The sequence below is a fragment of the Mesonia ostreae genome, from assembly GCF_031845265.1.
Lineage (GTDB): Bacteria > Bacteroidota > Bacteroidia > Flavobacteriales > Flavobacteriaceae > Mesonia > Mesonia ostreae.
This window is the reverse complement of record NZ_JAVRBG010000002.1, coordinates 101,981-126,083: the sequence shown is the minus strand read 5'-3', so window position 1 is coordinate 126,083 and position 24,103 is coordinate 101,981. Positions and strand designations below refer to the sequence as shown.

The window sequence follows — 24,103 nt, the reverse complement described above, 5'->3', positions numbered from 1 at the left end:
TTTTTGTATTATTAATTAATATGAACTAGGCTCTTGGACGCATAGCGGTTAACATTCCTCCATATACCCCATTTAAAGAAGATAAATTAGAAGTTAAACTTTCCATTTCTGATTTTAATTTTACTGCATTCTCTGCAACAGCTTTATTTGCTTCTGCTTGTCTTGAAGCAGACTCTACTTGCACCTTATATAAGTTGTTTAAAGATTCCATTTGTGTTGCAGCCAAAGTCATTTCTTCACTATATTTCTTTTGAGAAGCCATAGAATCTACCGTTGGCCCCATGTTTTTTGCAGCACCTTCAAAATTCTTAATGCTGTCTCCTAAGCTACTCATTAATGCACCGTCAATTTTTGCTTCTTTAAGCATTACATCTAATTTTTTAGAAAGAGAATCTTCTACTTCAGTAACATTTGCGCCTCCAGTCATAGATCTTCCAGGACCTCCTGCTCCTGCTAATTCAGGATACACTAAAGACCAATCTAATTCGTCATCTACAGGTTCAAAAGCAGATACCGTAAATACCAAAGCCTCTGTTACTAGTCCTGCGATAAGCATTTCATTACCAAAAGGCCAGTGCATAATTTTAAATAGTGCTCCTAAGATTACAATTGCTGCACCTAGACCGTACACCATATTCATAATTTTCTTTGAATTCTTCGAATTTGCCATAATTTAAGTTTTAGTTGTTTTAAGTTAAGTTAATTGTATTTGAGATAAAATTTTAAGTGGTTATTGTGGGGGTTGATTTAAGTCAATATCATTCGAGGAATGATCTTGTATTGTTCTAAAACCAATATAACTTCTTGCAGAATCTGCATATTCGTAATCACGAGAACTTACTTGCAAGAAATAAGCAACATCCTTCCAAGATCCTCCTCTTACTACTTTGCGTTGATTTTCAGGGTTATTTACATTAGGATTCATAGAAGAAAAATAGTCATAAGATGCTGCATCATAAGAAGAGTGTACCCATTCTGCTACATTTCCAGACATATTATATAGGTTATAATTATTAGGCTCGTAAGATTTAGCTTCTACAGTATACAAAGCTTGATCTGCCGCATAATTTCCACGCAAAGGCTTAAAGTTAGCTAAAAAACACCCTCTGTCATTCTTAGCATAAGGACCTCCCCAAGGATAGGTAGCTGATTCTAACCCGCCTCTAGCAGCATATTCCCATTCCGCTTCAGAAGGTAATCTATATTGTCTTACTCTTTGTTCTCCTTTTGATACCTTATATCCATTGTGCAGAAGCGTTCTCCAATCACAAAAAGCTTTTGCTTGCTGCCATGAAACTCCCACTACAGGATAATCGTCATAAGCTGCGTGCGCAAAATAATCGTTATGCATTGGCTCATTATATGAATAATTAAAATCTTTTACCCACACCGTTGTATCTGGATACACTCCTATTTCTTCTGTTTTAATAAAATTAGTTCTATCTCCATTTGATCTCGCTGCAGCTTCAATATCCATGTACTTGTAGCTATACTTAAACATATTTACGTCCATTAGACGCTGCCCATTGTAGGACTGCTCCATAGGAAGATATAACTCATCCATTACATACACATATGACTCATCTGGATAATTCTCTGTTTCCCAAATCAATTCGACATCCCAGTTTAAACGCTGATTATTCGGATCATAGTGTTTTGAGTATTGTTGATATGGAGTTTGATTACTTGCTGCACCGGCTCCACCTCCTGCATTATTATTAGCAGATCCTTTAAAGGCAAAATCATTAATAGAGGTTGCATTACCTCTACCACCACCTTGGCCAGTACCTCCTCCAGCGATTTCAGCTTCTTCCGCCAAACGCTGTCTAATAATGGAATCTCTAGTCCAATGAACGAATTGTTTATATTCAGAATTAGTGATTTCCGTCTCATCCATATAGAAAGAACGAACCGTAACTGTTTTCGTTGGTGCGTTGCTTAGCCCTGCAAGATCCTCATCAGATTTACCCATAATGAATGAGCCACCTGGAACGGTAGTCATACCATAAGGCTTTTCTGAATGCCATTTTTGACCTTTAACACCGACTAATTGACCTTGAGTTCCTCCTCCACAACTTGCTAAAAAAGAGACAAGGGCAACAATTGAAAAAATTTTCTTCATAACTATATTAGGTTAAGATGATCTAAATTTAAGGGCGTAAACCTATCCAATAATTTTCAAAAAAACAATTTTTTATTTAAAAAATCGTTAAATTTTGGATTAATTCCTTAAAAATTCATAACTCATTTTTCCTTCTCGCTTTCCACCAGCGTTCTGGAATGTTTTGATTACAAGCTTCCTCATAATCTTGGTATGTACAAGGCAATAACGTGTGTTTTTCTAATTTATTGTTAAAATTTGCAGAATAAGGGATTTCAATCCACCATCTTCCCGAAAAATTACTCTTATAAAAGATTAAAACATCGTCATTAACAGGCACTTGGTATTTTAAAAAATTTTCTTTAGAAGCTAAACTATTTTCATTTTTTCTATAGGTAACTCCTTCTAAAAAATACCATAAAATTTGGGATACCAACTTAGCACTATTTTCTGAGTTCACCAAATAATCTAGATGATACAGTCCAAAACTACTTAACTCATCGCTTATACCGGCATACCTTGCAATAGCGCATATTTCTCTACCATTGAAGCCGTTAGGCTTTAAATTATTTGCACCCAACACTGAGGCTTCTATAGAGGTAATATCTATTGTTACCATATTTGCATTGCGAAAAACGGGCTCTACAACAGCAATATTTTGCCCTACTTCTCCCAAACGATAAGCATCAAAATACAGTTTTTCTAATAAGCCTATTTCCTCTTGTGAATTGAAGTAGGTTTGATAGCCTACATTGGAATAATTAAATAGATTGTAGGGCTCATTGACCACCATCTTCCCCACAAAAGAGCAAGAAGTGATGTCTTCTTCCGTATTGCCCAAATCGAAACGAGAATCTACATTTACATAATTTACCATAGAACCATAATCGTCGTAAGCTCTATATTGTGCATAAGCTAGATCTTGACTTCCGCCAAGAATCACAGGAATTACATTTTGTTTTAACAATTCAAAAACCACCGATTTTACCGCAAAATAAGTATCTTCTACACTATCTCCCGACATAATATCACCTAAATCGGCGATTTGTATATCCCAATTGCCCGAATGTAGCTGATAAAACTCCTTACGGATTGCTGTAAAGTCAAAATAAGCGTGAGGCGCTTTAGTATCTTTTCTATTTTCAACTACTCCAAAAATGGCTATTTGTACTTGTTCTAAATTAGGAAAATCTTCTCCTTCTATATACGCTTGGATTTGATTTCCCAATAGAGAAGGTGATTTTTCTAAAGATTCTAAAAAGCTTTCAAAAGCCAAGGGCTTAAAAAAATCAATACTCATACTTATTTTTTAGTTTTTTTAGTGGTTGTCTTTTTCTTTGTGGGAGTTTTCTTCTTTTTCGCAGCTTTCTTTTTAGTGGCTTTTTTCTTTGGTGCTTTCTTCTCGATCATTTCTTTCACCTCATCAAGCGTCAATGCAGCAGCATCTGTAGTTTTAGGTAGTTCTATTTTAGTTTTTCCCTTAATTACTTTAAATCGTCCCCAGCGAGCTTTCTCTACACGAATACCCTCATCTTCCCAGTTATGAATCACTTTATCTCGCTCTTTCTTCTTTTTATCTTCTATAAGCTCAATTATATCATCTTCTGATAAATTATCGAAATCGTATTTTTTATTAACGTTGATAAAAATATTGTTCCACTTTAAGTAAGGACCAAATCTTCCTACAGCTTTTTGAACTCCCATACCTTCATATTCATAAATAGGAGCATCTGCCTTTTCTTTAGCTTTAATCAACTCCATCGCTCTATCAAAAGAAACATCTAAAGGATCTTCTCCTTTATCTAAAGACACATATTTTTTCCCGTAGCGTACATAAGGTCCATAACGACCGTTATTTACTTCTACTTTTTCACCTTCGTATTCTCCTACCTTCTTAGGAAGTTTAAACAAATCCATCGCTTGCTCGTAGGTAATATTTCCTAAGGTTTGGTCTGGCCCTAAGCTGGCAAATTGTGGTTTCTCTTCATCTTCAACACTTCCTATTTGAACCATAGGTCCAAATTTTCCTAACCTTGCACTTACAGGCTTACCGCTTTTAGGGTCTTTTCCTAAAACGCGTTCTCCCACTTCGCGCTCTGCATTTTCGGCAACGTCTTTAACCGTAGGATGAAACTCGTCATAAAACTCGTTCATCATCTCTGTCCACTTTTCATTTCCTTCGGCAATATCATCAAAGTCTTGCTCTACTTTTGCTGTAAAGTTGTAATCTAAAATGTTGCTAAAGTGTTGCACCAAGAAATCATTTACCACCATACCTACATCGGTTGGGATTAATTTTCCTTTATCACTCCCCACCATTTCCGTTAAGGTCTTTTCAACAATTTTATCGGCTTTAAGCTTAAATTTCACGTATTCTCGCTCTTTACCGTCAATAGATCCTTTTTCTATATACTTTCTGTTTTGAATGGTAGAAATCGTTGGCGCATACGTAGACGGTCTTCCAATCCCCAGTTCTTCTAACTTTTTCACTAAAGATGCTTCTGTATACCGCGATGGCGGTCTTGTAAATCGCTCTGTCGCAGTAATAAAGCTATTTTTTAATGCATCTCCGTTTTTCATTGCGGGCAGCAATCCTGCTTGCTCTTCCTCTTCATCATCTTTTCCTTCTAGGTACACTTTTAAAAATCCATCAAACTTAAGCATCTCCCCATTTGCTGTAAATTGCTTCGCGTGCTTATCGGCATCAATTTTTACATTGGTTCGCTCCAATTGCGCATCGCTCATTTGGGAGGCGATGGCTCTTTTCCAAATCAACTCATACAAACGTTGTTGGTCTCTTTCTGCAGGAACGCTATGGTTTTCAAAATGCGTAGGTCTTATTGCCTCGTGCGCTTCTTGTGCGCCTTTAGATTTCCCTTTATAATTTCTAGCTTTTAAATATTTTTCGCCGTAGGCGGAATTGATCTCGTGTGCGGCGCCTTTTTTAGCTTCATCGGAAAGGTTAACACTATCGGTTCTCATATACGTAATATGACCAGCTTCATATAAACGTTGCGCCATGTTCATGGTCTTACTCACCGAAAAATATAATTTTCTTGCCGCTTCTTGTTGTAATGTAGAAGTAGTAAACGGCGGAGCAGGAGATTTTTTTGCTGGCTTTTTGGTAAGGTCTGCTACCTTAAAGTTGGCGCCTATATTTTCTTTTAAGAAAGCTTCTGCTTTTTCTTTACTCGGAAAGTTCTTCGGAATTTTAGCTTTAAAACTTTTTCCTTCCGAAGTAGAAAATTCAGCATCTATTCTAAAAGAAGCCTCAGTTGTAAAATCGAGTACCTCGCGTTCACGCTCTACGATTAATCGCACAGAAACCGATTGTACCCTTCCCGCAGATAAACCTCCTTTTACTTTTCTCCACAAAACAGGTGAAAGCTCATAGCCTACCAAACGGTCTAAAACTCGTCTCGCTTGCTGAGCATTTACCAAATTATAATCTATTTCTCTAGGATTCTCTATGGCCTTAAGGATGGCATTTTTGGTAATTTCGTGAAAAACAATACGTCTGGTTTTATCTTTATCTAGCTTTAATTCTTCGGCTAAATGCCAAGCGATCGCTTCTCCTTCACGGTCTTCATCACTAGCCAGCCAAACCAACTCTGAACTGTCTGCTAGCTTTTTTAATTTTCTAACAACATCTTTTTTGTCTTTGCTAACTACATATTTAGGTTTAAAATCTTTTTCTACATCTACCCCTAATTCTTTTGTAGGAAGATCTGCAATATGTCCAAAACTAGACTCTACCTTATAATCTTTCCCTAAAAACTTTTCAATGGTTTTCGCCTTCGCAGGGGACTCCACAATCACTAAATTCTTCGCCATAATAGTTGTTTTTCGAATTGCAAAAGTATATGAAATTTTTAAAATGCAGCTTTTTCTTTTGACTTCAATAATTTTTATTGCTGTATAAAGATCTTTTAAAAGCTTATTTCTCTACCTATTAGCATCTGCTGCAATCATAACGAAAAAAAAATTAATCTATCTCAAAATCCTTAAAAACGAATAGCTAATGATATCTAAATCTACTCAAAAATCACTTGTCTAGGTTCTCCTAAACGAAAATCTTGAAAGCCAAAATCTTCACCTCTAAAGCTGTTGGTATTGATGATGTTATTTCCTTCACTGGGCATGGTTGGATAGTAAGAGAAGGAAATCTGAAACGAATCGAAGACCAAGTAATCATTACGAATAATAAAACCAGCTCCAAATGATGAAAACAATTCATTGCTCGCGTAGGCGTTGTCATATCCTGCTAAAATCCCTACGCTGGCGTGCACGAAAGGATTAAACCGAAATCCCCAAAAATTCCAAGGAGAGTAGAATTGAGTTTGCAAATCTAGCACATACTTTCGCGTGCCGTTTGCAGGACTTTTAAAGCCATGAATATTCCCATTATCATAATCTATATACTTGTACCTTCTTCCGTAGTTTAAGTAATTATAGCTATTTACACCTTTAAAGTAGGGATTTTCATTAAGCCCAATACGATCTATTTCAGAATCTAATCTATTAAAGCCTAAAACCAATTGCGGTTTTACAAATTGCCGCATTTTCCATCCTTTACCTAAATCTAAAAGATTACTAAAGTAATTTGCCTTCAAACTTAGTGTAGTTTGCTCTGCACGCGAACCATTGAAAAATGTTCCCAACTCAAAATTAGCACTCATAAAACCATAATTAGAGTAATCACCATAAGAGGCACGCAATCCCGAATAGAAACGGTTTCTTTTATTTTTTCGTTGAACCCCTGCGGTTACTGAAAAAAGCGCTCCTACGGGTACATCTTCTATTTCCCCATCCCTAAAAATATAACTATCTTCCACAAACTGTCTAGAAGTTATCCCAACACTGGTAAGATAAAAACGTTCATTAGAAAAATAACGAATACTATCATATACTCTCGCTGGCGTTTCATTATAATTTAGAAAAAAAGACCGCAAGCCTACAATTAAACTTGTGGTACGTTCTGCTTCAGAATTTCCTTTTAATAAAGGAAAAGCATAAGCTCCCCAATAATTTTGATAAAGATATTTAAAATCTTGGTTGGTATAAATAGCACTGTCTTTAGGAAAAGGTCGTCCTAAGAAACGTTCTTGAATAAATGCACCTCCCGCCCAACGGGCTAATGGCGAGTAGAATTCCCTATTAACGGCAACAAAATGATCATAGTATTGATTTAAATCAAAAGCATATTTCCCAGTAATATCGATAAATGTATTTTGAATATTAGGGACCGTATATACCGTTTCAAAACCAGTACTCCCATCAGAAAGACGTTTTGCATATTTCATACTCAGCCGATGTCCCGTTCCTGCAAAATTACGTTCTCGCAAGCCTAATCTTGTTCGCGTACCCGAAAAACTTCCTCTAGGGATAAGACTCCAAGAATCTAAAACCTCAACTACCACATCTAAAGAATCTTTAGAATTTTGTATGGGTCTTGGAAGAATTCTCACTTTACGAATATAATTTTGCTTCCTTAGAAGACGGGCAGTTTCTTGAATTACTAAGGTATCTATCGTTTCTCCTTCTTTAAATAATAAGAATTTCTTAACCGTTCCTTTATTGGTTTTAACGTGGATCGTATTGCCTGTTTTCTCAAACCAGTTGCGAGGATCGGGAATCGTATCATCAACGGAGTAACCAAAGGGATCGTGACTGCGAATCACAATATTCCGAATAACTTTATCTTGATAAGGTTTATAATTTGGAAGGTTTTGTTGATTTTCTTCAGTATTGGATTTAGGCTTAGAGCTGCGAAAAATCCATTTGTGTAACATTTTAGTAAACTTTCTTTGCTTAGAATAGTTCTTTATATTTTTATACAAAACCAAACTATCTTGGCCTTTGCTATTTTTAACTACAATGGTGTCTTGAGCAATACTATCCCGAAGCGTTTTTTTATCCTGAGCGCAAATTCTTGCACTCAAGAATAATATTAGTAAAAGGAGTAAGGTATTTTTCAATATTTAATTTCTATAAATTCAGAATTATCTCCAGCTAAAATAAAAGAGCAGTATGGATTACTTCTGAAATCATTCGCCACAAAAGTAATCAGTAAAAAAATAGAATACTGACATAATAGTAGAGAAACTTTCTAATCTAAGTGTAGAAAAAAAATGGATGAAGCATTTAAACGCACTGGCTCGATATAAAAATAAAGACTAGTTATAGAGGATTAAAATATGTTGAAGTTTTTCAGAAATAGAAGAACAGACTAGTTCATATTAAAAGTGCTTAACAATTCTATGCCGCTTTCTGTATATTTATACTGCGATAATTGATTTCCGCCCACCATTAACAAAACTTCTTCTAAAGGAATCACATCAAAAGTTTCTATTTCTTCAAAATGATCTATTAAAGTAAGCTCTGGGGTGTTTGTTGTATCATACACTTTTAAGCCAAAGCTGCCATCACACACAAATAAGAAGTTGTCTTTAATGCCCAAGCCATAAGGCTCCTCCATTTCATAAGTGCTAGCACGAAACGGATTCGTTTTATCTGAAATATTAACCACTTCTAACTGACTCAAATCCTGTCCGCATAAATTACCTCCTCTTATCGTAACATAAGCCATATCGCCTTGCACCACCACAGGATCACAACCCATAATATGACTAATTTCTGACACATACGTTGGATTGGTAGCATTGTCTATATTATAAATGTACATTCCGCTAGCGCTACCCAAATAAAGGTAATTGTCTAGACTAAAAATGGTTTCAATATCCCAACCTACATATTCCGAATTTACCTCGACGGCATTTGCTGGATTTGTAATATCGAAGATATGCAGCTCATTTGGGGTAACGGTGTAAAGATAATTTTTCACAATATTGAATCTAGCTAAAGAACCTCCCGTGCCCGAAGAAAAATCTGCACTTTCGTTTACCATAATATCGACTTGAACTTCTATAAAATCTGTTCTTAAAGAATATCCCACCACCACTTCTTCAGAAAAATCTACATTCCCATAATCTGCATAATCTGCTTCTGCAGGAATTGGTAGATTAATCGCTTCAAAAACATCTTCTATGGTGTTTTGCAACTGGATATTATTGATGTCTGAAATATCAAATACTACTAAATCTATTCCGCTATTAGCGTAAAGCAAATCGTCTTTAACTGCCACATCTGTATTTTGAGGAATACGAATAAAAGCTTTTTTTACTGGGTTTTCTGGATTAGAATTGTCTAGAACATGGACTCCTTTTAGATTGTCGTTTATAAAAATAAGGTTTTGATAGGTATAGATTTTCCCAGACTCTTCAATAGCTGCGGGTTCTTCTACATTTACCATCGCTCGAAAATCTGTTAAAGGCATGGTTTCTGGAACAGCCACTTGTACTTCACGAAGTTCTGATTGATTTGCATCATCTTTATCACAAGCAACAAGTGAAAGCAAACAAACTATTAAAAAAGCTAATTTTTTCATGAATAGATATTTTATTTAAAGATACTACAATTGCTAAAAGGTTGCTTCTTATGAGGTTAAAAATTTTAAAACCCATTTTGCTGCAATCTTCTTTGCAGAAAAACTCATCCTTAATCATTAAAAATATAATAAGTTGAAATTACTTTACGGAAAGCTATAAAGGTTAAGCTATTTTCAAGATGTTCGTATACACCTTTTACCACTATTTCTTCACTTATTCCGTATAGAAAAAAGAAGTTTTAAAAACTTAGTCTGTCAGTTTGTCAGAGTTTGCTTTTCATTGTATCTTTGCCTTTTCAATTTTAGGAGTACATTAGATTATGGAGAAGGTTATTAACGAAAGCAGCCAAGGTAATTCCCTCGTTTTAGAAGGAAAAGAAACCAATACTAAAAAATTATTTATAGAAAGTTACGGTTGCCAAATGAATTTTAGCGACAGTGAAGTCGTAGCTTCCATTCTTACCAAAGATGGTTTTAATACCACTCAAAAACTAGAAGAAGCAGATTTGGTTTTGGTCAATACCTGTTCTATTCGAGATAAAGCCGAACAAACGGTACGTAAGCGTTTAGAAAAATACAATGCGGTAAAGAAAATCAACCCTAAAATGAAAGTGGGCGTTTTAGGTTGTATGGCCGAGCGTTTAAAAGAGAAATTTCTAGACGAAGAAAAAATTGTCGATTTGGTCGTAGGACCAGATGCTTATAAAGACCTTCCCAATCTTATAAAAGAAGTAGAAGAAGGAAGAAGTGCGGTAAACGTGATTCTTTCTAAAGAAGAGACTTACGGAGATATTTCTCCCGTAAGGCTTCAATCTAACGGAGTTTCGGCTTACGTGTCTATCACTCGGGGTTGCGATAATATGTGTACTTTTTGCGTGGTTCCGTTTACTCGTGGGAGAGAACGAAGCAGAGATCCGCAAAGTATTTTAGAAGAAGTACAAGATTTAGTGAATAAAGGTTTTAAAGAAATCACTTTGCTAGGACAAAATGTAGACAGCTATTTGTGGTATGGCGGCGGACTCAAAAAAGACTTTGAAAAAGCCAGCGAGATGCAAAAAGCTACGGCGGTACATTTTTCGGCTTTGCTAGAAACGGTTGCCAAAGCACATCCTAAAATGCGTATTCGGTTTTCTACCTCCAATCCGCAGGATATGACTTTAGATGTGATTGAAACTATGGCTAGACATAAAAATATATGTAAATCCATTCACCTTCCCGTACAAAGTGGAAGCAATCGGGTGTTAAAAGCCATGAACCGTTTGCATACCAGAGAGCAATATTTTGAATTGATTGACAATATTAAAAGAATCCTTCCAGAGTGTTCCATCTCTCAAGATATGATTGCCGGATTTCCTACTGAAACCGAAGAAGATCACCAAGACACGCTTTCTTTAATGAGAAGAGTGAAATATTCCTTCGGATTTATGTACGCATATTCTGAACGTCCAGGAACTATGGCTGGAAGAAAACTAGAAGATGATGTTTCTAAAGAAATCAAGCAACGCCGTTTGGCAGAAATTATAAGCTTACAACGAGAACTTGCTGCAGAAAGCACACAACAGCATTTAGGCAAGATAGAAGAAGTACTTATAGAAAAGGAATCTAAAAAATCTGATTTACACTGGAGTGGAAGAAATACACAAAATACGACCATCGTTTTCCCTAAAGAAAATTATAAAGTAGGCGATTTTGTGATGGTAAAAGTAGAAGATTGCACCAGTGCAACACTTATAGGAACCCCAGTAGGATATTCAGATAATAATTAATTTATGGAATCTGTTCAAGCAACAAAACAACGTTTTGGCATTATAGGAAACGACCCAAGCCTTAACCGCGCTATAGAAAAATCTATTCAGGTAGCTCCTACAGATATTTCTGTATTGGTTACAGGAGAAAGTGGTGTAGGAAAAGAAAGTATTCCTAAAATTATTCATTCATTATCACATAGAAAACATGGCAAATACATTGCCGTAAACTGTGGTGCTATTCCAGAAGGCACTATTGATAGTGAACTTTTTGGGCACGAGAAAGGTGCTTTTACGGGAGCTACGCAAAACCGCAGCGGTTATTTTGAAGTAGCCGATGGCGGAACCATCTTTTTAGATGAAGTAGGAGAATTGCCGCTTACCACGCAAGTTCGTTTGTTACGTGTTCTAGAAAACGGAGAATTTATTAAAGTAGGTTCTTCTAAAGTACAAAAAACCAATGTACGCATTGTGGCGGCGACCAATGTAGAGATGTTTGAAGCCATCAAAAAAGAGAAGTTTAGAGAAGATTTATATTACCGCTTAAGCACTGTAGAAATTAACCTTCCGCCGCTAAGAGATCGCAAAGAGGATATTCATTTATTGTTTAGAAAGTTTGCTTCAGATTTTGCTTTAAAATATAAAATGCCCGCAGTAAAATTAGACGAGGAAGGTGTAAAAATGCTTTTAAAATACCATTGGGCCGGGAATATTAGACAGTTAAGAAATGTAGCCGAGCAAGTTTCTGTCTTGGAGCAAGAAAGACAAATTACTTCAAATACGCTACAATCGTATTTACCCCATCAAGGCTCCAACCTTCCTGCGGTGATCAACGATAAAAAGAAAGAGAGTGACTTCAGTAATGAGCGCGAAATTCTTTATAAAGTGCTTTTTGATATGAAAAGCGACCTTAATGATTTAAAGAAGCTTACGCTGGAATTGATGCGTAACGGAAATAATGATGAGGTAAAAAATGACAATGAAAGTCTCATCCAAAAAATTTACGGCGATTCTGAAGAACAAGAACAATACGAAGAAGAGTTAGAAGAGCAAATGGAAGTACTTCAAATTCCTGAAAAAAGCAATCCTTCTTCCCAAGAAGATAAATACGCTTTCGCGGAAGAAATTCAAGAAGAGGAAACGCTTTCGTTGCATGATAAAGAATTAGAACTCATTAAAAAATCTCTAGAGCGTCACAGCGGCAAACGAAAAGCCGCAGCAGATGAATTAGGCATTAGCGAACGTACGTTATATAGAAAAATTAAGCAATACGACTTGTAAAAAACAACTTATGTTTAGAATTTTAAAAATTAGTTTTTTAGCAAGTGTACTATTCATGCTTTCTAGTTGTGGCATTTATTCGCTTTCTGGAGCAGATATTGGTAATGCTGAAACTTTTCAGGTCAACTTTTTCCAAAATAACGCAAGTTTAGTAGAACCAGGAATCGATAGAATTTTCACCAACCAATTGCAAGATTTTATCAACAGTCAAACCAGTTTGAGCTTAACCAATGAGGGCGGAGACTTAATATATGAGGGAGAAATTACGCAGTATTATATTGCACCTATGACTTCTACCAGCCAAAATACAGCAGCCCAAAACAGGTTAACCATTGCAGTTAACGTAAGGTTTTTTAACAATAAAGACCCCGAAAAAGATTTTGAACGAAGTTTTTCCTTTTATTATGATTATCCCGCCAATCAGCAATTAATTGGCGGAACTTTAGACTCCGCTTTAGAAGAAATTTACTTAAGAATTAATCAAGATATTTTTAATGCTTCGCTAACCGACTGGTAATTTAATATGACAAAAGAAGAATACATCTCACACATAGAAGAAAACTCGCTTTTACCCGAAAGCAAACTTAGAGACTATCATCTTTTGTTAGAGCAATTTCCTTATTTTCAATCGGCTAGAGCAATTCAGTTAAAAGCTTTAAAACAGCACCATAGTTTTAATTACAATCCTGCGCTTAAAAAAACGGCAGCTTATACTACGAATAGAGAAGTTTTATTTGATTATATCACTTCCGCAGAGTTTGCTCAACAAAAAGTTTCAGAAAAAATAAAATATAGAACGCAGCAAGAAGATTTGGAGGAAGAGAATCTGAACATGGATTTATCTGAAGCCAATCTTGTATTAGACCCCAATTTATTTCAAAAAATTTCTTCCACATCTTCCGCAGAGAAAGAAGAATTAGAAGAAGATGTTTTGCAACAAGGCAAGCCTTTGGAGTTTACCTCTAACGAAAAGCATTCTTTTAGCCAATGGTTACAACTTACATCGGCCAAACCGGTAAGCGAAAAAGAGAGATCTTCTACGGCATCTGATGACAGATTTAGATTAATTGACAAATTTATAGAAAAGAAGCCAAAAATTATTCCTTCAAAAGAAGTGCCATCTAGAGCAGCGCAAATAAGTTCAGAGCCCGCAAACACGAGCTTAATGACTGAAACTTTGGCACGAGTTTACCTAGAACAGAAAAATTATTCCAAAGCAATTCAAGCATTTAAAATATTAATCTTGAAAAATCCCGAAAAAAGTGGTTTATTTGCAGACAAAATTTGGGCAATCGAAAAATTACAAGAAAACAAATCATCATGAATACATTTACAATATTTTTAGTTTTAATCGTTATCGTAGCATTTTTGCTTATAGTTGTTATTATGGTTCAGAATCCTAAAGGTGGAGGTTTATCTTCTTCTTTTGGAGGCGGAGGTGGAGCTCAAATAGGAGGCGCTCAAAACACTACCAATTTCCTAGATAAGAGTACTTGGACGCTAGCTACCGTACTTTTGGTGCTTATCTTATTGTCTAACTTAGCGATTATGGATGGAAATGGATTAGGAGAATCTAGAATTATAAATGATGATACTCAAACTACGATGCCTGTGGATGCCCCCGCGAATGATGAAGGAGGAATTAGAGAATAAAAAAATATTTTTTTACAAAAAATGCCATCTGTCCTGTGACAAGATGGCATTTTTTTTTGTCTTTGACAGACGAAGGCTACTTGGCATAATTTTAGTCTATTATCTCTCAAATAAGAAAATAATTTTTAACTAAAATATTAAAACAATGGGATTAAAATTTAAACCTCTAGCAGATAGAGTTGTCGTAGAGCCTGCTGCTGCAGAAACTAAAACAGCATCTGGTCTTTACATTCCTGATTCTGCAAAAGAAAAGCCACAACAAGGAAAAGTAATTGCTGTTGGGAAAGGTACAAAAAAGCATGATATGACAGTAAAAACGGGAGATTCTGTTCTTTACGGAAAGTTTTCTGGTACCGAACTTAAGCTAGACGGAAAAGATTATTTAATTATGAGAGAAGACGAAATCTTAGGGATTTTATAAACTCATCACCTTTAAAATTTAATTCTAAATTATTTGAAACTTAGGTTTCAACAAAAAAATATAACATGGCAAAAAATATAAAATTTGATATTGAAGCACGCGACGGTATTAAGCGTGGCGTAGATGCATTAGCAAATGCGGTAAAAGTAACTTTAGGACCAAGAGGTCGTAATGTGATTATTAGTAAATCTTTTGGAGCCCCTGTGGTGACTAAAGATGGAGTTTCTGTTGCAAAAGAAATTGAGCTAGAAGATCCTTTAGAAAATATGGGAGCTCAAATGGTTAAAGAAGTAGCTTCAAAAACCAATGACCTTGCTGGTGATGGTACTACTACTGCTACTGTTTTAGCACAAGCTATTGTTAAGGAAGGACTTAAAAACGTTGCTGCAGGCGCTAACCCAATGGATTTAAAAAAGGGGATAGACAAAGCGGTTGAAGCCGTTACCAAAGAGTTAGAAAAGCAAACTAAAGAAGTAGGAAGTTCTTCGGAACAAATTAAACAAGTAGCTTCTATCTCTGCTAATAACGACGAGCTTATTGGAGAATTAATCGCCGAAGCTTTTGGAAAAGTAGGAAAAGAAGGAGTAATTACAGTAGAGGAAGCTAAAGGAACTGAAACTTACGTAGATGTAGTGGAAGGAATGCAATTTGACAGAGGATATCTTTCTCCGTATTTTGTAACCAACAGTGAAAAAATGACTACGGATTTGGAAAATCCTTACATCTTGATTTTTGATAAGAAAATCTCTACGATGAAAGATTTAATGCCAATTCTAGAACCTGTAGCTCAATCTGGAAAGCCTTTATTAATTATTGCTGAAGATGTAGACGGAGAAGCTTTAGCTACCTTGGTAGTAAATAAATTAAGAGGTTCTTTAAAAATTGCTGCGGTAAAAGCACCTGGTTTTGGAGATCGTAGAAAAGCCATGTTAGAAGACATTGCTATCATTACTGGAGGAACTGTAATTTCTGAAGAAAGAGGATTTACCCTAGAAAATGCAACCTTAGAACAATTAGGGACTGCAGAGAAAGTAAGCATCGATAAAGACAATACTACTATTGTAAATGGGGCTGGAGAAAATGATGTGATTACTAACCGCGTGAATCAAATCAAAGCGCAAATTGAAAGCACAACTTCAGATTATGATAAAGAAAAGCTGCAAGAACGCTTGGCTAAATTAGCGGGTGGAGTTGCTGTATTGTATGTAGGAGCTGCATCTGAAGTAGAAATGAAAGAGAAAAAAGACCGTGTAGATGATGCTTTACACGCTACAAGAGCTGCCGTAGAAGAAGGTATTGTTGCTGGTGGAGGTGTTGCTTTTGTAAGAGCAATAGCTGTTTTAGCTAACTTAGCTACAGACAGTTTAGACGAAACTACAGGAGTACAAATTGTTGCTCGTGCTATTGAGTCTCCGCTAAGAACGATTGTGCAAAATGCAGGAGGTGAAGGTTCTGTTGTAATCAATAAAGTTTTGGAAGGTAAGAAAAACTTTGGTTACGATGCAAAATCTGAAACTTATGTAGATATGCTTAAAGCAGGAATTATTGATCCTAAAAAAGTAGCACGTATCGCTTTACAAAATGCGGCTTCTGTTGCAGGTATGATTCTAACTACAGAATGTGCTTTAATCGATATTCCAGAAGATAATGCTGGTGGTGGAATGCCACAAGGAATGGGCGGTGGAATGCCAGGAATGATGTAAGAACATTCTCTTTAGAATTTATAAAAAAAAGCTCGCTTTATGAAAAAGTGAGCTTTTTTTTTATTCTTTTTTATGGATGCTGGATTTCTGAAAAATTTTGAAAACTGTCATTCTGAACCTGCCCGTATCATTCAGGCGGGTTTATTTCAGAATCTCATCCTAGTGGTTCAAAAATTAATATGAGAACCTTTATCAAGGCCTCCCCATTGATACGAGCAGATTTAGGCTGACAGAAATTTACTTTTTAGACAGTTTCTTCCTATTCAGGTCTAAACTGAATGTATTGATTGCTAAAGAATAGTCTTTTAAGTGTTAGTTTCCGACTCAAGAGTAAACAAGACTATTATTAAGACTGAATGCAGATATACAAAATGAGCTTTGCACTACCCACTCAAAAATAAAACCTCAACTTCAAACCAATACTAGATTTAGTTGCTTTACGGAATCAAATCCGTAAAAAAAATCTAATTCAAATTAATTTGTTTTCCTTTTGGGTATTTGATGGTATAAGAAAAGTCTTTAGTTGAATTAATATTGGGCTGCACGCTAAATTCCCAAGTGAGTAAACCAGTTTGCTTATTATAATCTGTAGCATTTTGGTTTATATCTTCTATTTTTATTTCAGCGTTTTGAGAAATAGGAATGCGATCCACTAATCTTAATTTTATCGCTGTTTTCTTCTGATTACGAACCGTAATCGCATAACTCTTGTTTAGCTTGATGGCATTGCCAAAGAAACTTTTATCCTTCTTGCTATTGATTTGCTTACGCTCTACTTGCACGGCAGGATCTACTCCCAAAGAAATAGCCAACTCTTCTTCGGTCACTCGTGGATCTAATAGGATTTTACCTGCATAACTTCCTGCAAAATAGACACTAGCCTCGCCAGGAAGCATATCATACTCTTCCCAATCTTTTACAAGGGCAGTTAAGAATACTTTTTCCTGAATTAATGGTGCCGTAAAATGCTCATAGGTGGCTGGAATATCAAATTTTTCAATCAATACACTTTGAGCTTCCTGAGAAGATTTTATACTGTAGGGCTTAGATAAATGAAACAGAACTTGGGTAAGCGCTTCTTGCTTGATCATACGCGGTTCTGGAGTCTTCTGTTTAACCATAGCATCACTAGACATTATCACCTCTTCCTCTAACTGTACACCAGCAACTCTATTTTTCATCGCATTATGAACAGGATTATTTCGAATAAAGTTTAAATAGATTGGATTCACTGTAGGCTTTGTACCATTCACACTAGGATCTCCCGTAGAAAGACTTAGTTCTACATTCTCCCAATCTTGACCGCTGGACTGATATACAAAAGCTTTATAGGCAAAATTGAGATTGGCTTCTGTATTTTGGGTTCTAATCTCATACCCTGGATACCAACCCGCATTATTCACCACATACGTAATCTCTAAATTAGCAGTTTGTGTTCTTGAGGCTTCCAAGTCAAGAACAATTTCTCCAGTAGGTTTTTTTAAATCGGCCCTAGACTGAGCTAAACTTTGATGAAGCTGATTAATTTTTCTGCGTAATTCTTTTATTTCTACATCAAGATCATATTGCTGGGTTTTTAAACTTTTTGTTTCGGTCTTGTAATACTTGGCGTAAGCATCCAATTGTGCAACGCTAAGGTTTTGCTTTTCATTATTCACTTTCTGATTGACGAGCAATAAATTAAGCGCATTCTTTAAGCCTTCAGATTCGTATTCTAAACTCGCCTTGCTGCGTTCTAAATCCGCTAAACTAATTTCAAGATTTTTCACCTCAACACTCGCTGCTTTATTTTCTAGATAATTTTGTCTAAAACTAATTCCGTGCATTGTAATTCCGTCCAGACCTTTTACCTGAATACTATTCACATCAATCACCGATGATAAATTTTTAAAAACCACATTTGATCGACCTTCCGTCAAACTGAACCTGCTACTTGCCTCTAATTGTGCTTTTTGCACATATACTGTAGCTTTTTGAGTGGTAAGTTTGGGTTCTAGATCTTGAGCAAACATGAAAGTGCTGCTCGCTAAAAATAAAATAAGAAATCGCATAGGCTTAGGTTTTATATCCTTTCTAAATCAGAAATAGTAGTATAGATTGTTACAGTTTTCAACAAAACAATAGTTGTACCACAAATAAAAAAGCTTGCTCTTTAGAAAGAACAAGCTTTTATTTATCGCAATCAAAAACAAGTTCCTAAGAAACTGCCTTCAACTTTTTAATCGTGCTTTTGTCTAAAGCTTTTTCAGCGTAAGACTTGGTCACTTTTAATTCTTTTTCCTTTCCTTCAGGCATTTCGAACATCGCATCAGTTAAGATGGCTTCACAAAGCGAACGCAATCCACGTGCCCCTAGCTTATATTCTATGGCCTTGGTGACGATATAATCTAAAGCTCCATCTGTAATCGTAAATTCGATATCATCCATCTCAAACAATTTGGTATATTGTTTAATCAGAGAATTCTTTGGTTCAGTTAAAATTGCACGAAGTGTCTCTTCGTCAAGCGGATTCATATATGTTAATACAGGAAGTCTACCGATAATTTCTGGAATCAATCCAAAATCTTTAAGATCCTTAGGGATGATGTATTTTAAGATACTATCTTGTTCTATGGCATCTTCAGATTTGGAAGCGCTATACCCTACCGCCTGTAAATTAAGACGCTTGGCAATTGCTTTTTCAATTCCATCAAAAGCTCCTCCAGCAATAAATAAGATATTCTCTGTATTTACTTCGATAAATTTTTGGTCTGGATGCTTTCTACCTCCCTTTGGCGGAACGTTTACTGTAGTTCCTTCCAAGAGCTTTAATAAAGCTTGCTGTACTCCTTCCCCACTCACATCTCTAGTGATGGATGGATTATCACTTTTACGTGCAATCTTATCAATCTCATCAATAAAAACAATTCCTTGTTGGGCTTTTTCTAGGTTATAATCTGCCGCTTGTAATAAGCGTGTTAATATACTTTCTACATCCTCTCCTACATAACCAGCTTCTGTCAAAACAGTAGCATCCACAATCGCAAGAGGAACGTTAAGCATTCTTGCAATGGTTTTCGCCATTAAGGTTTTACCAGTTCCTGTTTGCCCCACCATAATGATGTTACTTTTTTGGATTTCGATATCATCATCACTTTTAGGCTGCAATAAACGTTTGTAATGATTATATACCGCCACAGAAAGTACTTTTTTAGTATATTCTTGACCAATTACATAATCGTCTACAAATTTTTTGATAGATTTAGGTTTGCGTAATTTAAACTCCGTAGAAAGTTCAAGTGCTCCTTCTTGCTTAGATTCTTCCACCACAATACCGTGTGCTTGTTCTATACAGCGGTCACAAATATGTGCATCCAAACCTGCAATAAGCAAGCTGGTGTCTGGCTTCTTTCTTCCACAAAACGAACATTCTAATTCTTCTTTCGCCATATCTCTACTTTATGCTTTAGTTTCTTCTCTGGTTAAAATCTCGTCAATCATTCCGTATTCTTTCGCTTTATCGGCTTTCATCCAATAGTCACGATCACTATCCTCGTGTACTTTATCATATTCTTGTCCAGTATGCTTCGCTATGATGGTGTACAATTCTTTCTTTAAGGTCATAATCTCTCTCGCTGTGATCTCAATATCGCTCGCCTGTCCTTGAACTCCTCCTAAAGGCTGATGAATCATTACTCTAGAGTGTGGAAGTCCACTTCGTTTTCCTGCTGCACCTGCACATAATAAAACAGCTCCCATAGATGCTGCCATTCCTGTACAAATGGTAGCAATATCTGGTTTTATAAACTGCATGGTATCATAAATACCTAAGCCTGCATATACACTTCCTCCAGGTGAGTTAATGTAAATTTGAATGTCTTTGTTAGCATCTGTACTTTCTAAAAAAAGCATTTGCGCTTGTACAATATTGGCAATTTGATCATTGATTCCTGTTCCTAAAAAGATAATTCTATCCATCATCAATCTAGAAAAGACATCCATCGCCACCGCATTCATTTGTCTCTCCTCTATAATATTTGGAGTCATCCCAGTAGGCGTCATGCTACTTACTATTTTAGAATAGTAGTTTGGATTAATCCCTTGGTCTTTGGTCGCAAATTTTTCAAATTCTTTTCCGAAATCCATAGTTATTTTTTGTTTTTAGCTTTTTTGAAAGCCTTATTTTTATTGAATAAAAAAGGCGTTATTCCTTATTGGTTTAACGCCTTAAATATAAGTATTAATTCTATAAAAGACTATTTGTAAACTTCCTTAACAAAATTTTCGTAAGTCATTTCTTTTTTATCCAAATTAGCTTTCTCCTTATAGAAATCTAATAATTTTTGATTCATTACCTGCTCAGATAATTTTTTCACTTCTTCTTGGTTAGAAAGTACTCTAGCGGTGATGTCTTCAATATCTTTATCGGAAGGATCTGTTTGACCAAATTGCGCCATTTGCATTTTGATACGCTCTTTAGTGATTTCTTTGATTTCTTCAAATTTTACCTGAAGATCATTCTCTTGCACCAATTTCCCTTCAATTAGCTGAAAACGCAATCCTTTTTCACTCTTCTCGTATTCTTCTTTCGCTTCTTCTGCGGTAAGTTGCTTTTCTCCACTTACACGGATCCACTTTTGTAAGAATTCTCCAGGAAGATCAAATGAAGTCGTTTCAATCAAACGCTCTGTGATATCATTTAACAACTGCTGATCGCTTTGTTGCTTAAACTGATTCTCTGCGTCTTCTTTAATTTTTTCTTTCAGTTGAGTTACGGTAGTTACATTGCCTTCACCAAAAAGTTTATCAAACAATTCTTGATCTAATTCTGCAAGCTCTTGTTTATTTACTTCAGTAATTTCAAAAGTCACTTCTACATCTAAGTCGTGCGCTTTATCGTGTTCTACTTTTAAAAACTCTACAAGATCGTGATCATCCTCAAAAAGACTCTTTGTTTTTAAGTCTATTTTATCTCCTACTTTAGCTCCAACAAACTTATTTAAGTTTCTTTTACCTTTTAATTTCTCTAAAGGAAGCGTAGTGGTATTTTCAATTCCTTCTTCTTCGTTTTTAAAAGTACCTGCAACCACATCTCCTTCTTCTGCAACATCTTTAGATACCAGTTTCCCGTATTGTTTCTGAATAGTTTTCACTTGGTTATCAATCATCTCCTCATCGGCAACGATTTGGTACTGCGTGATTGGCTTTTTCGTATTTAAGTCCACATCAAACTTTGGAGAAAGACCCAATTCAAATTCAAAAGAATAATCATCTTGCTCCCAATTGAAACTTTCTTGATCTTTTGGTAACGGATTTCCAAGAACTTCTAATTTCTCTTCCGTAATGTAGTTGTTAAGAGATTCTTGCAATAATTTATTTACCTCATCAACCAATACAGACTGGCCGTATTGTTTTTTCACCATTCCCATAGGCACGTGTCCTTTTCTAAAACCAGGAATATTGGCCGTTTTACGGTAATCCTTTAGAATCTTTTCTACTTTTGGGTTGTAATCCTCTTTTTTGATATCAACCTTTATCACAGCATTTAGCTCGTCTAAATTCTCTCTTGTAATTTCCATGCTTAAATCTTCTGAATTTTGGAGTGCAAAATTACACATTATTTACCTGCCAACCAAGTTTTTAATCAACTTGATAGCTCAATATTTAATTTACGAAAGCTATTTCGCCTTCAAATTAAATCTTTTTTTGGAACTAGCATCAATTCCGAAGTATAAAAAAGCACCCACATAAAATGCAGATACTTTTTTAGAGATTCAAAATAGTTACTTAACGAAATTTATTCCATCAATGAATTTAGAATAGATTGCAATATAGATAGGCATAAACTAAAGATAAGTGCCCACCAAAATCCATCTACGGCGAAACCGCCAATTAAATTGTCTACGATTAAAATAATAAAAGCATTGATGACTAAAAGGAATAAACCTAAAGTAAGAATTGTTACTGGAAGCGTAAGCACCACCAAAATTGGTCTTACAATTAAATTAAGTAGTCCTAAAATCACGGCAACAATAATTGCAGTTCCGTAGCTAATTATCTCAACTCCTGGGAGTAATTTACCCAATAACACTACTAAAATAGCGGTCACTAAAATACTAAGTATAAGTTTCATAAGATTGATTTTTTATAAAAATAAGAAAGGCACTCTAAAGTAGAATGCCTTTGTAAAAAGATTAACGATATGATTACTCTCCAATAGCAGGTCCTCCACTGTAATATCCAATATTTACTTTAGGTATGGTCGAGTTATAGGTAGTGTTGATAGAATTAATAATTTGGTTCGCCATAAAAGCATACCCTCTAGGAGTTAGGTGAATTCCGTCTAGAGAAAAAGCTCCTCCTGTTGCAAACTCACTTGTAATAGTTCCTCCGTCATAATTAATTCCGCTGGTAGCAACTCTATCTAACAGGACGTTAGCGTCTACAAAAGCTAAACCTTTTTGAGCCGCAACACCTTTAATAATTTGATTAAAAACTGCTGTTGCTGTTGCCACATCTTCTTGTTCTGAAGGAAGTAACACATATTGATCTTGCATGGGATACGTAACGCCATTTACAGCTAACTGACCAGCAGTTTGTTCTGGTACTCCAACTGCCATTAATTCTGCGATACGATCCATATTTACGGTACCAATTACAGAAGAACTCGTTAACACCAATAAATCATTTGCATTTGCTTGTCTGGCTTGCCCGTATTGAGCTCCATAAATTGCTGCCGTTTGCGGATCAAAACCACCTCCAATAAGTACTTGTGTTAGTTGTGCAGAAAGATCTGTTAATGATTCGTCATGAATTACAAGTCCACTTGCGCCTGATGTTGAGAATTGTATAGCTCTTTCTGGAACTCCCAAAAATGCAAAAGCTTGATTCAACTGAGCGTAAGTTGCATTTAAAGTTGGCAATTGCTCTCCCAATAAAGTAGGAGTCAATGGATTGTATGGAACCGTGTTAAAATAAGGTGTAGAAGTAACATTTGGAATATTTAATACTACTCCTCCACTTGCTGAAGCTGTAAGCGCATCCACTTCTTGACTATAAACCGAGGCAAATACATTTACATCTGTAATATCGTTAGAGCCGTACGTAGATGGATCTAAATTTCCTTGCTGATTTACTCCAGCCCCACCAGCAGCGGCATAGCCTAATACATCGTTATTTCCTATCCACAAGCTAAAAAATGTGGGGTTTTGCGCCACCGCATCTTCCAATACTGTTGCATTCTCTGAAGAACGAAAACGTGCAAAATATGGGTTAGCCATTCCGCTTGGTACTCCTATTGCATTACCATAGCCAGGAGCGATTAAATGAAAACTTTTTGCTCCAGGCACGCCCATATTATTAAAAGAACCTGTTAGCGTGTTAGTGATTTCTGTTGTTGGAGTCCCAGCAATTGGTGTTGGCGCAGGCATTCCATTTACCAAAGATAAGGTTAAACGATTACCTGCAATTTGAGTTCCGTTTAAAAGAAGTCCGCCGAGGTTACCATTCATTAAAGGCTGTTTAAAATCTCCACCTCCAACGTGCTTAAATTGTTGTGCTAGAATATTAGGAAAAGAATTTTTTTGTCCTTGTACATATAATGCATTATCTGCATAACCTGCCGTAAGGGAATTTCCTACAGCTACATAATTTTCAAAATTTGCTTCTCCTTGATTATAAACCTGATCGTCTTCAATAGACTCGTCAAACTCTGGCTCACAAGCAACAAGGCTTAAGGCCAAAATTGCAGTATATTTTATATAATTTTTCATA

The 24,103-nt window shown here is 35.8% G+C and carries 19 protein-coding genes; 7 read left to right on the top strand and 12 right to left on the bottom strand.

Annotated features, from left to right (window positions below):
- Positions 1 to 25: 25 nt before the first annotated feature.
- The 6 genes from porL to RLT85_RS02525 form a co-directional block, all read right to left on the bottom strand.
- On the bottom strand, positions 26 to 670 hold the full coding sequence (gene porL / locus RLT85_RS02550; RefSeq protein WP_311400485.1) for a type IX secretion system motor protein PorL/GldL: 645 nt from the start codon (positions 668 to 670) through the stop codon (positions 26 to 28).
- A gap of 60 nt (positions 671 to 730) precedes the next feature.
- Positions 731 to 2,122 carry a T9SS ring complex lipoprotein PorK/GldK gene (gene porK / locus RLT85_RS02545; protein ID WP_311400484.1) on the bottom strand — a complete coding sequence of 464 codons (1,392 nt, stop codon included), beginning with the start codon at positions 2,120 to 2,122 and terminating at the stop codon, positions 731 to 733.
- A gap of 115 nt (positions 2,123 to 2,237) precedes the next feature.
- Positions 2,238 to 3,401, bottom strand: coding sequence for a formimidoylglutamase (locus RLT85_RS02540; protein WP_311400483.1), 1,164 nt, complete (start codon positions 3,399 to 3,401; stop codon positions 2,238 to 2,240).
- Positions 3,402 to 3,403: 2 nt separating this feature from the next.
- On the bottom strand, positions 3,404 to 5,935 hold the full coding sequence (gene topA / locus RLT85_RS02535) for a type I DNA topoisomerase (protein WP_311400482.1): 2,532 nt from the start codon (positions 5,933 to 5,935) through the stop codon (positions 3,404 to 3,406).
- A 200-nt stretch (positions 5,936 to 6,135) separates the two neighbouring features.
- Entirely contained in the window at positions 6,136 to 8,043 is a 1,908-nt protein-coding gene (locus tag RLT85_RS02530) for a BamA/TamA family outer membrane protein (RefSeq protein ID WP_311400481.1), read from the bottom strand.
- 287 nt (positions 8,044 to 8,330) lie between these two features.
- Positions 8,331 to 9,548 carry an LVIVD repeat-containing protein gene (locus RLT85_RS02525; RefSeq protein WP_311400480.1) on the bottom strand — a complete coding sequence of 406 codons (1,218 nt, stop codon included), beginning with the start codon at positions 9,546 to 9,548 and terminating at the stop codon, positions 8,331 to 8,333.
- Between the two features lie 320 nt (positions 9,549 to 9,868).
- On the opposite strand from RLT85_RS02525, the gene miaB reads away from it, so the two are divergent.
- From miaB to groL, 7 genes are all read left to right on the top strand, one after another.
- Complete coding sequence (miaB, locus tag RLT85_RS02520) at positions 9,869 to 11,314, top strand: tRNA (N6-isopentenyl adenosine(37)-C2)-methylthiotransferase MiaB (protein WP_311400479.1); 1,446 nt, start codon at positions 9,869 to 9,871, stop codon at positions 11,312 to 11,314.
- A gap of 3 nt (positions 11,315 to 11,317) precedes the next feature.
- Positions 11,318 to 12,574, top strand: a complete 1,257-nt coding sequence (locus RLT85_RS02515; RefSeq protein WP_311400478.1) for a sigma-54 interaction domain-containing protein — start codon at positions 11,318 to 11,320, stop codon at positions 12,572 to 12,574.
- A gap of 10 nt (positions 12,575 to 12,584) precedes the next feature.
- Positions 12,585 to 13,091: an LptE family protein gene (locus RLT85_RS02510; protein ID WP_311400477.1), complete on the top strand. Its 507-nt coding sequence runs from the start codon at positions 12,585 to 12,587 to the stop codon at positions 13,089 to 13,091.
- 6 nt (positions 13,092 to 13,097) lie between these two features.
- The gene (locus RLT85_RS02505) at positions 13,098 to 13,898 is read left to right on the top strand and encodes a DUF8458 domain-containing protein (protein WP_311400476.1); all 801 of its coding nucleotides are present in this window, start codon (positions 13,098 to 13,100) and stop codon (positions 13,896 to 13,898) included.
- The gene (gene secG / locus RLT85_RS02500) at positions 13,895 to 14,227 is read left to right on the top strand and encodes a preprotein translocase subunit SecG (RefSeq protein ID WP_311400475.1); all 333 of its coding nucleotides are present in this window, start codon (positions 13,895 to 13,897) and stop codon (positions 14,225 to 14,227) included. Before RLT85_RS02505 ends, secG begins: the two co-directional genes overlap by 4 nt.
- A 145-nt stretch (positions 14,228 to 14,372) precedes the next feature.
- Positions 14,373 to 14,648 (top strand): co-chaperone GroES, encoded by a 276-nt coding sequence (locus RLT85_RS02495; RefSeq protein WP_311400474.1) that lies wholly within the window; start codon positions 14,373 to 14,375, stop codon positions 14,646 to 14,648.
- A 65-nt stretch (positions 14,649 to 14,713) separates the two neighbouring features.
- A complete protein-coding gene (gene groL / locus RLT85_RS02490; RefSeq protein ID WP_311400473.1) occupies positions 14,714 to 16,351 on the top strand; it encodes a chaperonin GroEL in 1,638 nt (545 codons plus the stop codon).
- Between the two features lie 464 nt (positions 16,352 to 16,815).
- Here the strand turns inward: groL and RLT85_RS02485 are convergent, their stop codons facing one another.
- From RLT85_RS02485 to RLT85_RS02460, 6 genes are all read right to left on the bottom strand, one after another.
- Positions 16,816 to 18,402, bottom strand: a complete 1,587-nt coding sequence (locus RLT85_RS02485; protein WP_311400472.1) for a DUF4139 domain-containing protein — start codon at positions 18,400 to 18,402, stop codon at positions 16,816 to 16,818.
- 145 nt (positions 18,403 to 18,547) lie between these two features.
- A complete protein-coding gene (gene clpX, locus RLT85_RS02480) occupies positions 18,548 to 19,780 on the bottom strand; it encodes an ATP-dependent Clp protease ATP-binding subunit ClpX (RefSeq protein WP_311400471.1) in 1,233 nt (410 codons plus the stop codon).
- A gap of 9 nt (positions 19,781 to 19,789) precedes the next feature.
- Positions 19,790 to 20,476 carry an ATP-dependent Clp endopeptidase proteolytic subunit ClpP gene (clpP, locus tag RLT85_RS02475; RefSeq protein WP_311400470.1) on the bottom strand — a complete coding sequence of 229 codons (687 nt, stop codon included), beginning with the start codon at positions 20,474 to 20,476 and terminating at the stop codon, positions 19,790 to 19,792.
- A gap of 110 nt (positions 20,477 to 20,586) precedes the next feature.
- Positions 20,587 to 21,909 (bottom strand): trigger factor, encoded by a 1,323-nt coding sequence (tig, locus tag RLT85_RS02470; RefSeq protein ID WP_311400469.1) that lies wholly within the window; start codon positions 21,907 to 21,909, stop codon positions 20,587 to 20,589.
- 218 nt (positions 21,910 to 22,127) lie between these two features.
- A complete protein-coding gene (locus RLT85_RS02465; protein WP_311400468.1) occupies positions 22,128 to 22,463 on the bottom strand; it encodes a phage holin family protein in 336 nt (111 codons plus the stop codon).
- 73 nt (positions 22,464 to 22,536) lie between these two features.
- Complete coding sequence (locus RLT85_RS02460; protein ID WP_311400467.1) at positions 22,537 to 24,102, bottom strand: SGNH/GDSL hydrolase family protein; 1,566 nt, start codon at positions 24,100 to 24,102, stop codon at positions 22,537 to 22,539.
- Position 24,103: the final 1 nt, after the last annotated feature.